The sequence below is a fragment of the Halomonas sp. McH1-25 genome, from assembly GCF_022348165.1.
Lineage (GTDB): Bacteria > Pseudomonadota > Gammaproteobacteria > Pseudomonadales > Halomonadaceae > Modicisalibacter.
In genome coordinates this window covers 1098825-1111393 of sequence record NZ_JAKRFI010000001.1, presented here as the reverse complement: position 1 = coordinate 1111393, position 12569 = coordinate 1098825, and the positions used below count along the sequence as shown (strand labels likewise).

Below are 12569 nucleotides of genomic sequence, written 5' to 3'. Positions count from 1 at the left end.
AAACCTCAAAAGCGCGGCAGTTCCGGGTGCGGCAATTCATTGTTATGCACATGCATCGCGCCGAATTCGGCGCAGCGCTGCAGCGTCGGAATGTTCTTGCCCGGGTTGAGCAGGCGACGCGAGTCGAAGGCCGCCTTCACGGCATGGAACGTGGTCAGCTCGTCGGGCTGGAACTGGGCGCACATCTGGTTGATCTTCTCGCGGCCGACACCGTGCTCGCCGGTGATGCTGCCGCCGGCCTCGACGCACAGTTCGAGAATCTTGCCGCCCACCGTCTCGGCCAGCTCCAGTTCGCCTTCGCGATTGGCATCGAACAGAATCAACGGGTGCATGTTGCCGTCGCCGGCATGGAACACGTTGGCGACACGCAATCCGTACTGTTCGGAAAGATCGGCGATGCCCTTGAGCACGCGTGGCAGCTCGCGACGCGGAATGGTGCCGTCCATGCAGTAGTAGTCCGGCGACATGCGGCCCACCGCCGGAAACGCATTCTTGCGACCGGCCCAGAACTTGGCGCGCTCGGCATCGTCGCGCGCCTGGGCGATGTCGGTGGCGCCTGCTGCCTCGAGAACGCGGCGCACGGTCTGGCAGTCGTCGTCGACGTCGGCTTCCACACCGTCCAGCTCACAGAGCAGGATGGCCTCGGCGTCCACCGGGTAGTTGGCGTGGATGAAGTCCTCGGCGGCACGGATCGCCAGGTTGTCCATCATTTCCAGACCGCCCGGGATGATGCCGGCGGCGATGATGTCGCCGACCGCCTTGCCGGCCTTCCCGACGTCGTCGAAGCTGGCCATCAGCACCTTGGCGCTTTCCGGCTTGGGCAATAACTTGACGGTGATTTCGGTGACCACGCCGAGCATGCCCTCGGAGCCGGTGAACAGCGCCATCAGATCGAAGCCCGGGGCATCGAAGGCTTCGGAGCCCAGCGTCATGCGTTCGCCCTCGATGGTCACCACTTCGACGCGCATGACGTTATGCACCGTCAAACCGTATTTCAGACAATGCACGCCGCCGGCGTTTTCCGCCACGTTGCCGCCGATCGAGCAGGCGATCTGTGAGGAGGGGTCCGGAGCGTAGTAGAGGCCATAGGGCGCGGCAGCCTCGGAAATCGCCAGGTTGCGTACGCCGGGTTGGACACGGGCGATGCGCGCGTCAGGGTCGACATCGAGAATTTTGGCGAAGCGCGACATGACCAGCAGTACGCCCTGCTCCAGAGGCAGGGCGCCGCCCGACAGGCCGGTGCCGGCACCGCGAGTGACTACCGGCACGCCCAGCTCGTAGCAGATGCGCAGCAGGGTCTCGACCTGGGCCAGCGTATGCGGCATGGCGACCAGCATGGGCAGGATGCGGTAGGCCGCCAGACCATCGCATTCGAAGGGACGAAGGTCTTCCTCGCGGTGCAGCAGGGTCATGTCCGGCAGCGCTTTCTGCAACTGCTCGAGCACGCTCGTTTTGTCCTGTTTCGACAACGCCCCGTCGAGGCGTTCGTCGTAGAGAATGTTCATGGTCACTCCCCGATCAACGTCACGGTAGCCACACAATCTGCGTCTTTCGTCAGGTCGTGTCCATACATTGGTATGCTGGTCAGACCAGCCATTAGTCTAATTCCTGCAAACGCGTTACAGCGTTTCAATGGGCCGCCAGGATCAAGCTCATGCTGATATCCTGACTCCAACTAAACTGGTCAGACCAGAGGAATACGATGCGCGATGCCTCTAGAAGCCGGCCCATGGAAAGAACGGCGGACACCGTAGTGGCGCGGCTGGAGCAATTGATCCTCGACGGAGTGCTAAAGCCGGGACAATTGCTGCCCTCCGAACGGCGTCTGTGCGACAAGCTTGGCGTCTCGCGCGCCTCGCTGCGCGAAGGGCTCAGGGCACTGCGCAGCAAGGGCATCATCGAGACCCACCAGGGACGTGGCTCGACCGTGGCCAGCTTGTTGCCCGAGCGAGACGATAGCCCGCTGATGCACCTGTTCCGCGACCACCCACGGACCCTTTACGACCTGCTCGAAGTCCGTGCCCTACTGGAAGGGGAGTCGGCGCGTCTTGCGGCGCTACGCGGTACTTCAGCGGATCGGGTGATCATCACCCGTCGTTACGAGGAATTGACTGCCTATATCGAAAAGGCCGAATCGATCGATGCCGAACGCTTGGCCCGCCTGGATCACGCCTTTCATCTGGCGATCTGCGAAGCCTCGCATAACCCCGTCCTGGTACATACTCTGCAAGGGTTGACCGATCTGCTGCTCAGTTCGGTCTTCGCCTCGCTCAAGAATCTCTATCACCGGCCTGGTCCACGTACGTGGATCAACGAACAGCATGCTCAACTGTTCGAGGCGGTCGTGGGGCAGGATGCCGAGCGGGCCAGGCAGGTGGCGTTGCAGCACCTGGATAGCATCGAACGAGGACTGCGTGAGATCGAGGCGGAAAACGAGCGTCTGGTGCGCTCGTCCATGCGTCTGGAAGGGTGGGGGTAGGAAGATTGAGCGGTTAAGCGCTTAGCAGGTAAAAGAAGTCAGACATGACAAACGCCCCGGTAAACGTAACCGGGGCGGTATCTCTGCATGCTAATAACGCGTCTTCAATTACCCATCAACGGGTCGCCGAGGCCAAGCACATAGAAACCGATCAGGCCCAGGATACCGGTGAAGGTCACGTAGTAGAGCGTCGGCAGGATGGTCTTGCGCAGGGTAACCCCTTCGCGACCGAGCAAGCCGACCGTGGCCGAGGCGGCTACCACGTTGTGGATGGCGATCATGTTGCCGGCGGCAGCACCTACGGCCTGCAGCGCAACCATCAGCGCGGTAGAGACCCCGAGCACTTCGGCCACGTTGAACTGGAAGTCCGCCAGCATCAGGTTGGATACCGTGTTGGAACCGGCAATGAAGGCCCCCAGTGCACCCACCCATGGCGCGAAGAACGGATAGACATCGCCCACTCCGTCGGCGACGAACTGTGCCATGGCCACCGGCATGGAAACCAGGTCGGCCTCGTTGACGCCGGAATTGATCAGGATGCGCACCATGGGAATGGTGAACAGCAGCACGAAGCCGGCCCCGAAGATGGTGCGGGTCGATTCGGAGAACGCAGCCTGGACTTGGCCACCACGCATGCGGTGCATGAGGATGGTGATCAGCACGACGACCAGCAGGATGCCGCCAGGCAGGTAGAGCGGCTCGATGCTGCCCGAGATGCCGGCTTCGCCCAGGATGTTGCTCCAACCCAGGCTCAGTGAGGTCAGGGCCTCCTTGACCGGGGCAACGGTACGCGAGATGACCAGGAAGAGGGCCAGCAAGACGTAGGGCAGCCAGCCCATGAACACCGACATCGGTGCGCGTCCGGCCACCTGGTCGAGCTTGATATCGAGCTTGCCGATCCACTCATCCGGCCAGGAGCTCGACTCGGGGAAGTCCCAGGTCGTCTTGGGCAGCAGGAAGCCACGCCGTGCCGCCGGAACGACGATGGCCAAGCCGACCATGGCGCCGATCATCGACGGGAATTCCGGCCCGAGCAGAACACCGGCCAGCATGTAGGGCACCACGAAGCAGACCCCGGTAAACAACGCGAACGGCGCAATATCCAGCCCCTCGCGCCAGGAGCGGTTGGCACCGAAGAAACGCACCATGATGGTGACCAGGATCAATGGCATGAGCACGCCGACGATGCCATGCAGAATGGCAACTTCGGAAGTGACCAGTTGGAAGTAATCCGCCCAGTCGCCGCCGCCCGTGGCCAGGCGCTCGGTGATGTCCGCCTTGCCGAGCCCACCGCTGACCCCGACCACGATCGGCGTACCCACGGCGCCGAACGAGACCGGCGTGGATTGAATCATCATGCCCACGACGACTGCGGCCAGGGCCGGGAAGCCCAGCGCCACCATCAGCGGCGCGGCCACGGCCGCTGGCGTGCCGAAGCCCGAGGCGCCTTCGATGAAGCAACCGAACAGCCAGGCGACGATGAGTGCCTGCACGCGGCGGTCCGGGCTGATGCCGGAGAATCCGTTGCGAATCGCCGCGATACCGCCCGAATGCTTGAGCGTATTGAGCAGCAGAATGGCACCGAAGATGATCCACAGAATCGCCACGGTCAGGATCAAACCCTGGAACGTGGAGGCCAGGACGCGAGTGAACGTCATGTCCCAGGCCAACAGGGCGATCAGTGCCGTGACCAAATACACAATGGGCATCGCGGTACGTGCCGCGATACGGAAGCCGATCAATAGCACCCCTGCCAAAACGAGTGGCAGGAAAGCCAATAACGCTAACAACGTTGGGTTCATGAGGCGCAATTCCTCTTGTACGTGTCCAGCCGTGCTGGCATGGAGAAATGACCATTTGCTTCGTCTGCACGGAGTGGCAGGTGAGGGCACGATAATGGGGAGTTAGAAGTTTGGCCATCCTTGGAAAATTGGTATTACCAATAATACGAACGATTAATATACTGTTTATCTTATTGATATTTAAGGGGTAGTTTTTAAAGTGGATGTTTCTTGACGAGGCGGTGTGAGACGAAAGGGTAAGGCGATTAGACTAATAGACAAGCTATGGCGGAGCTTTCGGAGGCAGTGGCGTCACGCATCGCACAGTGCTAGCGTCAGAGGACTTCGTATTACGCTTCAAGGAGGTTCCATGACTCGGCAACTCTATGATCTGTGCGGTATCGACGAGCGCCTGCGTTTCTCGCCCTATTGCTGGCGGGTCAAATTCGCCCTAGCGCACAAGGGGCTGGACTACGAGGCCTTGCCGTGGCATTTCACCGACAAGGAAGTCATCGCCTTCTCCGAGCAGGGCAAGGTGCCGGTCTTCATCGACGGCGATCAGACCGTTACCGACAGTTATGAAATCTTCCGTTATCTCGACCGGGCCTATCCCGACAAACCGCTGCTCGGCGAGGGCGAGGCCGAAAGTCGGGCACGCTTTTTCAAATTCTATGCCGAGCGCAGCCTGGCGCCGGGCATGATGCGTACCATCGTCATGGACTTGTTCAACGCCATTCATCCCAAAGATCGAGACTACTTCCGCGAGACCCGCGAGAAAGCCATGGGCCGGACCTTGGAAGAGGTCCATGCACCAAGCACCGGACTGACCCTGCTCGACAAGGCGCTCGAGCCCTTGCGTGGCCGGCTTTCCGAAGCCGGTTTTCTGGATGGCGATGCGCCGGCGGGGGCCGATTACCTCATCTTTGGCCACTTCATGTGGGCGCGTACCGTCTCCACGGCCGATCTGGTATCGAACGCCGATCCAGTCTATGCCTGGATGGAGCGTATGCTCGCCTTGCATGGGGGATTGGGGCGCAGTGCGACGCGTATCGTCGATATCGAGGGGGCTTACGGTTCCTGAGTGGCTAACGATTGGCTGTCAACGGCATAAGGAATCCTTCCATGATAGATCTTTACTACTGGACGACCCCCAACGGTCACAAGATCACGATCTTTCTCGAGGAAGCAGCACTGGATTACCGTCTACAGCCGATCAATATCGGCCGCGGCGAACAGTTTACGGCCGAATTCCTGGCCATCGCTGCCAATAATCGCATCCCCGCCATCGTTGACCGTAAGCCGGCCGATGGCGGCCAGCCGCTATCGTTATTCGAGTCCGGAGCGATTCTCGAGTACCTCGCCGACAAGAGCGGCAAGTTCCTTCCCCGAAGTGGACGCGAGCGTTACGTGGTACTGCAATGGCTATATTGGCAGATGGGCGGGCTGGGGCCGATGGCCGGTCAAAACCATCATTTCCGCAATTATGCGCCCAAGAAGATCGAGTATGCCGTGGAGCGCTACTCCAAGGAGACGGCGCGTCTGTATGGCGTACTCGACCGCCAGCTCGAAGACAATGATTACGTGGCCGGCAGCGATTACTCGATCGCCGACATGGCGATCTGGCCATGGGTCAAGCCCTACGCCAAACAGGGCATGGATATCGAGGATTTTCCCAACGTGCAACGCTGGTTCGAGGTCATTGCCGAGCGCGGCGCAATCAAGCGTGCCTACGCTCGGGCCGAGGAGGTCAATCCGCAGGATGGCGTGGAAATGGATGACGAAGCGCGCAAGCACCTGTTCGGTCGGCAGTGATGAGGAAAGTGCACGCTACTTCAGCATGAGGCCCAGCCAGGCTGGGGCTTTGAGCCCAAATAAATCGTTTGTGACGATTCGCCTCCGAACGCAAGCTGAGGCTTCTTCAGTTAACCTACAACGACACGGAGGCGGCGATGAAAAAACCCAACATCCTGGTGCTGATGGCCGATCAGGTCAACGGTACGCTGTTCGACGATGGCCCGGCGGATTTCCTGCACATGCCGCATCTGAAGGCGCTGGCCAAGCGTTCGGTGCGCTTTGGCAATGCCTATACGCCGAGCTATCTGTGCGCTCCCGGGCGCGCCGCGTTCATGTCCGGTCAGCTCCCTTCGCGTACCGGCGTCTATGACAATGCCGCCGAGTTCCCGTCGAGCATACCGACCTGGGCGCACCATCTTCGCCGCGCCGGTTACCACACCTGTCTGTCGGGCAAGATGCATTACGTCGGCCCCGATCAATTGCACGGTTTCGAGTCGCGCCTGACCACCGATGTCTATCCGCCCGACTTCGGCTGGACGCCGGACTATCGCACGCCCGGCGTGCGCATCGACTGGTGGTACCACAACTTGGGTTCGGTGACCGGCGCCGGGGTGGCCGAGATCACCAATCAGATGGAATATGACGACGAAGTCGCCTTCCACGCCGAGCAGAAGCTCTACGACCTGGCGCGCGGCCAAGACGATCGTCCCTGGGCGTTGTGCGTGAGTTTCACCCATCCGCACGACCCCTACGTGGCGCGGCGCAAGTTCTGGGATCTCTATAACGACTGCGAGCACCTCGAGCCGAAGGTGGGCGAGATTCCCTATGAGCAGCAGGACCCGCACTCGCAGCGCATCTTCGATGCCAACGACTACACCAAGTTCGACATCAAGCCCGAAGACATCCGCCGCGCGCGGCAGGGCTATTTCGCCAACCTTTCCTACGTCGACGACAAGGTGGGCGGCATCCTCGACGTGCTCGAGCGCACCCGCATGCTCGACGACACCATCATCCTGTTCGTCTCCGACCATGGCGACATGCTCGGCGAGCGCGGGTTGTGGTTCAAGATGAGTCCTTACGAAGGGTCGTCGCGGGTGCCGCTGATGATCTGCGCGCCGGGACTCGAACCGAAGCGCATCGATACGCCGGTCTCCTCGCTAGACGTCAATCCGACGCTGGCCGATCTGGTCGGCATCGACCTCAGTGCCATCGAACCATGGACCGACGGCGAGTCCCTGGTACCACTGATGAACGGCGAGGGGCGCGATACGCCGGTGTACCTGGAGTATGCCGCCGAGGGCAGCTACGCACCTCTTGTCACCATCCGCCAGGGCCGTTACAAGTTCAATCACTGCGAGCTCGATCCGCCGCAGCTGTTCGACCTCGAAGCCGATCCGCACGAGCTGAACAACCTGGCCGAGGATCCGGCGCATGCCGAGCTGCTGGCTGACTTCCAGAGGCAGTGCCGCGAACGTTGGGATCTGGCGCGTTTCGATGCCGAGGTGCGCGAGAGCCAGGCACGCCGACTCATCGTGTACGAAGCGCTGCGCAACGGCGCCTACTATCCGTGGGATTATCAGCCGCTACAAGTGGCCTCGGAGCGCTACATGCGTAATCATATGGATCTCAACGTACTCGAGGAGGCCCAGCGTTTCCCGCGCGGAGAGTGAACGTCATTGTCGGAGTGACAGCAATATACACCCTCAAGAACCCGGCCATGGCCGGGTTCCTGTCGTTTGGTAGATCGCCCAGCTCAGTTCTGGCGCTCCAGGAAGCGCTGGACGCGCTCCGTGGCCGGTCGGGTGAAGAAGGTCTCGGGGACGGCGCGCTCGATGATGATGCCCTTGTCGAGGAACACCACCTGATCGGAGACGGCACGCGCGAAATCCATCTCGTGGGTTACGATCACCATCGTGTAGCCTTCTGCGGAGAGGTCCTTTATCACTGTGAGTACCTCGCCGACCAGTTCGGGATCGAGCGCCGAAGTCGGCTCGTCGAACAGCATCACTTGGGGCTGCATCGCCAGCGCCCGGGCGATCGCCACGCGCTGCTTCTGGCCACCGGAAAGGGTATACGGATAGCTGTCCTTCTTGTGCGCCATCCCTACTTTCTCTAGTAGTTCCATGGCCAGCTCCTCCGCCTCGCGGCGCGATTTGCCGAGTACGTGGATAGGCGACTCGGTGACATTGTGTAGTACGCTGAGGTGTGGCCACAGGTTGAGGCTTTGAAACACCATGCCTGTGCGAGCCCGTACCTTGGCCAGCTCGCGCATCGACATGCTGCGCCCGGAGGCTTCGTCGATACCGATGCGGATCCCGCCGATATGGATGCTGCCGCGGTCGGGCACTTCCAGCCAGTTAATGCAGCGCAACAAGGTCGACTTACCGGAACCCGACGAGCCCAAAATAGTGACCACTTCTCCGCTGTTGACCTCTAGGTCCACATCGCGCAGGACTTCGGTCCCGTCAAAGCTCTTGGAAAGCCGTCGAATGCTAACGGCGACCTGTTCAGACATTGTCGAATCCTCTCTTGGTGCCGAAGCGGCCGGCCTGCTTGATGGCCACTTCCATGACGATACTCACCAGCCAGTAACAGCCGATGACCACCACGAAGGCCTCGGTGGGGATGAAGTAAGTGGCGGACACGGAATTGGCCGCCCAGGTCAGTTCATTGACGGTAATGATGACCAGAAAGGCAGTGTCCTTGAGGGCAATCACCAATTGATTGCCGAGCAATGGGCGCGACTGCATGACCAACTGCGGCAGGATCAGGCGCAGGAACATGCGTGACGTCGTGAAGCCGTGGGCGTAGGCGGCTTCGACCTGCCCTGGCGGTAGCGACACCCGGCTGCCACGCAGGATCTCGGCGAAATAGGCGCCATGATAGGCCGCCAAGGCGCCGACACCGGCCCACCAGGCATCGAGACGAATTCCGAAGGTCGGCAGGCCGTAGTAGAGCAAGTAGGCCAGGATCAAAAACGGCAACATGCGCATCACGTCAATATAGATGCGCAGCGGTACTCGGAGGCGGGGCCGGCTGCCTTCCAGCAGGTAGAGGACGCCGCAGCCGATCAAGAATGCAGCAGCGGTCGACAGGGCAAAAATGACCAGTGTATTGAGAAAGCCCTGCAGGAACAGCCCGCGTGCCTCCCAGATGATTTCCCAGTTCGTCATGGTGGCTCCTAGGTGGGCGTCACATGGCCAGGCGGTTGGCCTTGCGCTCGGCGATTCGCTGCGTCCAAACCAGACAGCCGATGATCGCCATATAGAGTGCGGCAGCGGCCAGGATCGGCGGCAATGGCTCGTAGGTCACGGCGGAGATACGGTTGGTCACCCGGGTCAGGTCGACGATACCGATTACCGCAATGGCCGGGCTTCCCTTGATCAGAAACGACATCTCGTTTACCAATCCGGGCAGGCTCGTGATGACCATTTGCGGCAGCATGATGCGACGGAAGCACACCGTGGGTGTCATGCCGCAGGCGAGAGCGGCCTCACGCTGGTCGCGGGAAAAGTTCTGAAAGGCGGCACGCCAAATCTCGGCGTTGAAGGCTGTGGTGTTCAGTGTCAGCGCCATGATGCCGGCGACACTGCGGTCCATGTTGATGCCGAAAGTCGGCAATGTCAGGAAGATGAACAGGGTCAGCGTCACCAGTGGCGTGGCGCGGGCCAGGCTGATGTAAGTCACTAGCAGTTGCTCGATGACCGGAAGGCGTGCCAGGCGGATCAGGGCTATGGCCAGGCCGGCCGTCACCCCGATGGCGATCGAAACGGCGGAGATCCATAACGTGGTCCATGCGCCTTCTAGGAGCATGCTCCAGGCGTTGGCGTCCATGGCAGTTCCTCGCAGGCGGAAGACAAAGAAAGCGGCCGTGCCCCAGGCAACCGGGACACGACGTTCGGGTGGGATCAGTCTTTCAGGCCGGCCAGCTCATGGAACTGCTCGACGCTTGTCAACGGCTCCTGCGGCAGGTCGGGGAAACTCTGACCGAACCATTTTTCCTGCAGTTCGGCCAGCTTGCCGCTTTCACGCATTTCGGCGAGGAAGCCCGTCATGTAGTCGAGCAGTTCCGGCGAGCCCTTGGGAATCGGCCAGGATACGTAGCCTGGGCCGGAAACGGCCTGCCCGGCGGCGAAGACGTCGGGCTTCGAGGTGACCAGCGCGTTGACCGGAACGGCCGAGTCGATCACGTAGTCGAGTCGGCCGTTGGCCAAGTCGGCGAAGGCTTCCGGATAGGACTCGTACTGAACGACTTCACCCAGTTCGCCGCCCTGTTCCTCGAGCATCGCTTCGAGTTCGGGCAAGCGGCTGAGCAGTACACTGCCGGCCTGTACGCCGACGGTCTTGCCACTCAGGTCGGCAACGCTGTTGAGGCGGTCGTCATCGGCACGCTTGATGTAGAAATGCTGGGCCGAAGCGTAGGGCGGGGTATAGTTGAAGACACGCAGGCGCTCGTCGGAGACCGAGGCCCCAGTCAATGCCATGTCGTATTGGCCGTTGGCCACGGCTGCCAGTAGGCCTGTCCAAGGCAGAATCTCCTGACGGACCTCGAAGTCGGCATAGTCGCGCAGCTCGGTCAGCATGTCCTCATTGAAACCGTCGGACTGGCCATCGACGATGAAGTTGAACGGCGCATAGTTGTCTTCGGTGGCGACCACCATATAGCCGCGCTCCTTGATTTCCTCCAGGTCGGCGGCACTGGCACTGGATAACGGCAGTAATGAGCCGGCCAGGGCCAGAAGGGCAACGGGAACGCTACGGCGAAGGCGACGCGGAAACTTGCGAAGCATCATGGAATCAATCCTCTGCGTTGTTGTTGGATCACCTCCGTTCAACCCTAAAGAAACGTTTCACTCTCGCTGTAGGGCCAGTTGGCGAAGATTGTTTGGCCAGTCGGAGCAAGCGCTTCTTTGCGGTGCAAGTGATTGAGTAATCATGAATAAATGCGCCATGAAGGCGCGCAAAACGCGCTGATAACACCTGAATTGGCTGGCCTGCGAATTGCATTGTCTGGGTAGGGACTGAACGAGGAACCCAGGCATGAACGCACGTTGCTTCCCGATTGAGTTCGATAGTACTTGCAGCTTGCAGGAGCAGCTTCGCAAGGCGCTGTTGGATGCAATTCTCGCCGGCACGTTACCCGCCGACGAGCCACTACCATCGTGCCGGAAACTATCTTCGCAATTGAATATCTCGCGCAATACGGTAGCGCTGGTCTACGAAGGCCTGGTGGAGGATGGTTACTTGGTCAGTCGTCCGCGCAGTGGCTACTACCTGCACGACAGCTACCGGGACGGCGACGCCTTCGAGACGTATGACGACGAGAGCGACGGTCTTGCTGCAACGCGTATCGACTGGCAGCGTCGCTTATCGCATAGGCCCAGCCACTACCAGGGGGTGCTCAAGCCCAGCCGTTGGCAATCCTTTCCTTATCCGTTCATCTATGGGCAGCTCGACCCGCTACGCTTCCCGCTCGAGGCCTGGCGCGATGTCACCCGCCGGTTGCTGGGAGGACGACGCGAGAGGCCCTGGGTCAGTGATCGTGTCGACCAGGACGATCCGTTGCTGATCGAGCAGCTACGCACCCGAGTGCTGCCCAAGCGTGGCATTCTGGCGCGAAGCGACGAAATACTGGTTACCCTCGGCTCGCAGAATGCCTTGTTTCTGGTAGCCATGCTGCTGTTCACATCACGCACCCGTGTCGGCGTGGAGAGTCCCGGCTACCGTGAAGCGGTAAATGCCTTCGCGTTTCAGGGGGCTCAGCTTGACTACCTGACGGTGGATGACGAAGGCCTGCAACTCGATGAATGCGCTCGGGTCTGCGACTATCTGTACACGATGCCCAGCCATCAGGTGCCGACCGGCATCACCATGAGCCAAGCACGGCGACAGGTGCTGATCGCGCAGATCGAACGACATGACCAAGTCGTCATAGAGGACGATTACGATGCAGAGCTCAACGTGCATCGCAACGCCTTGCCAGCCCTCAAGGCCAGTCGGGTCGGCCATCGCGTCATTTACGTCAGTAGCTTTTCCAAGTCGCTGTCACCGGGCATGCGACTGGGCTATCTGGTAGCCGATGCCGAACTGATCGACGAGCTTCGAGCATTGCGTCGCCTGATGTATCGTCACCCGCCGGCCAGCCTGCAGTACAAGCTCGCCGAGTTCCTGGCCCAGGGACATTATGAACGCCACGTTCGCGATCAAATCGAGGTGGCGCGCCGACGCTGGGCGACGTTGCACGATGCCTTGGCGCGACATTTGCCTCAATGCCGGCGCATTAGCGATGACTATGCCAGTGCGTTTTGGCTGCAGGCGCCGGCGGGCGTGGATACTCAGCGCCTGGCCTGGCGAGCGGCCCAGCAGGGCGTGCTGATCGAGCCCGGTTTTCAGCACTTCTTCGATCAGGCCCCGCCGCGCAACTTTCTGCGCCTGGGGTTCGGGGCCATCAGGGACGAACGTATCGTTCCGGGCATCGAGCGGTTGGCCGGCGTGTTCGGCACCGGCTGACGGAG

11 protein-coding genes are annotated in these 12569 nt (G+C 60.8%); 5 read left to right on the top strand and 6 right to left on the bottom strand.

The features are described 5' to 3' along the window. Positions 1–5: 5 nt before the first annotated feature. A complete protein-coding gene (gene glcD, locus MHM84_RS05590; RefSeq protein ID WP_239263407.1) occupies positions 6–1505 on the bottom strand; it encodes a glycolate oxidase subunit GlcD in 1500 nt (499 codons plus the stop codon). 224 nt (positions 1506–1729) lie between these two features. On the opposite strand from glcD, the gene glcC reads away from it, so the two are divergent. Beyond that, positions 1730–2479 (top strand): transcriptional regulator GlcC, encoded by a 750-nt coding sequence (glcC, locus tag MHM84_RS05585; RefSeq protein ID WP_239263404.1) that lies wholly within the window; start codon positions 1730–1732, stop codon positions 2477–2479. 104 nt (positions 2480–2583) lie between these two features. Here the strand turns inward: glcC and MHM84_RS05580 are convergent, their stop codons facing one another. Continuing rightward, the gene (locus tag MHM84_RS05580; RefSeq protein ID WP_239263401.1) at positions 2584–4281 is read right to left on the bottom strand and encodes an L-lactate permease; all 1698 of its coding nucleotides are present in this window, start codon (positions 4279–4281) and stop codon (positions 2584–2586) included. Positions 4282–4630: 349 nt separating this feature from the next. On the opposite strand from MHM84_RS05580, the gene MHM84_RS05575 reads away from it, so the two are divergent. The 3 genes from MHM84_RS05575 to betC all read left to right on the top strand — a co-directional run bounded on the left by MHM84_RS05575 (position 4631) and on the right by betC (position 7724). Next, a complete protein-coding gene (locus MHM84_RS05575) occupies positions 4631–5341 on the top strand; it encodes a glutathione S-transferase N-terminal domain-containing protein (protein WP_239263398.1) in 711 nt (236 codons plus the stop codon). Between the two features lie 41 nt (positions 5342–5382). Next, a complete protein-coding gene (locus MHM84_RS05570) occupies positions 5383–6072 on the top strand; it encodes a glutathione binding-like protein (RefSeq protein WP_239263395.1) in 690 nt (229 codons plus the stop codon). A gap of 137 nt (positions 6073–6209) precedes the next feature. Continuing rightward, positions 6210–7724 (top strand): choline-sulfatase, encoded by a 1515-nt coding sequence (gene betC / locus MHM84_RS05565; RefSeq protein WP_239263393.1) that lies wholly within the window; start codon positions 6210–6212, stop codon positions 7722–7724. Between the two features lie 83 nt (positions 7725–7807). Here betC and MHM84_RS05560 read toward each other — a convergent pair whose 3' ends face one another. The 4 genes from MHM84_RS05560 to MHM84_RS05545 all read right to left on the bottom strand — a co-directional run bounded on the left by MHM84_RS05560 (position 7808) and on the right by MHM84_RS05545 (position 10847). Then, a complete protein-coding gene (locus MHM84_RS05560; RefSeq protein WP_239263391.1) occupies positions 7808–8569 on the bottom strand; it encodes an amino acid ABC transporter ATP-binding protein in 762 nt (253 codons plus the stop codon). Further along, positions 8562–9227, bottom strand: coding sequence for an amino acid ABC transporter permease (locus MHM84_RS05555; RefSeq protein WP_239263389.1), 666 nt, complete (start codon positions 9225–9227; stop codon positions 8562–8564). Before MHM84_RS05555 ends, MHM84_RS05560 begins: the two co-directional genes overlap by 8 nt. Positions 9228–9246: 19 nt before the next feature. Continuing rightward, complete coding sequence (locus tag MHM84_RS05550) at positions 9247–9888, bottom strand: amino acid ABC transporter permease (RefSeq protein ID WP_239263387.1); 642 nt, start codon at positions 9886–9888, stop codon at positions 9247–9249. A 74-nt stretch (positions 9889–9962) separates the two neighbouring features. Then, positions 9963–10847, bottom strand: a complete 885-nt coding sequence (locus tag MHM84_RS05545; protein WP_239263385.1) for a transporter substrate-binding domain-containing protein — start codon at positions 10845–10847, stop codon at positions 9963–9965. A 247-nt stretch (positions 10848–11094) separates the two neighbouring features. On the opposite strand from MHM84_RS05545, the gene MHM84_RS05540 reads away from it, so the two are divergent. Continuing rightward, positions 11095–12564 carry a PLP-dependent aminotransferase family protein gene (locus tag MHM84_RS05540; protein ID WP_239263383.1) on the top strand — a complete coding sequence of 490 codons (1470 nt, stop codon included), beginning with the start codon at positions 11095–11097 and terminating at the stop codon, positions 12562–12564. Positions 12565–12569 lie beyond the last annotated feature (5 nt).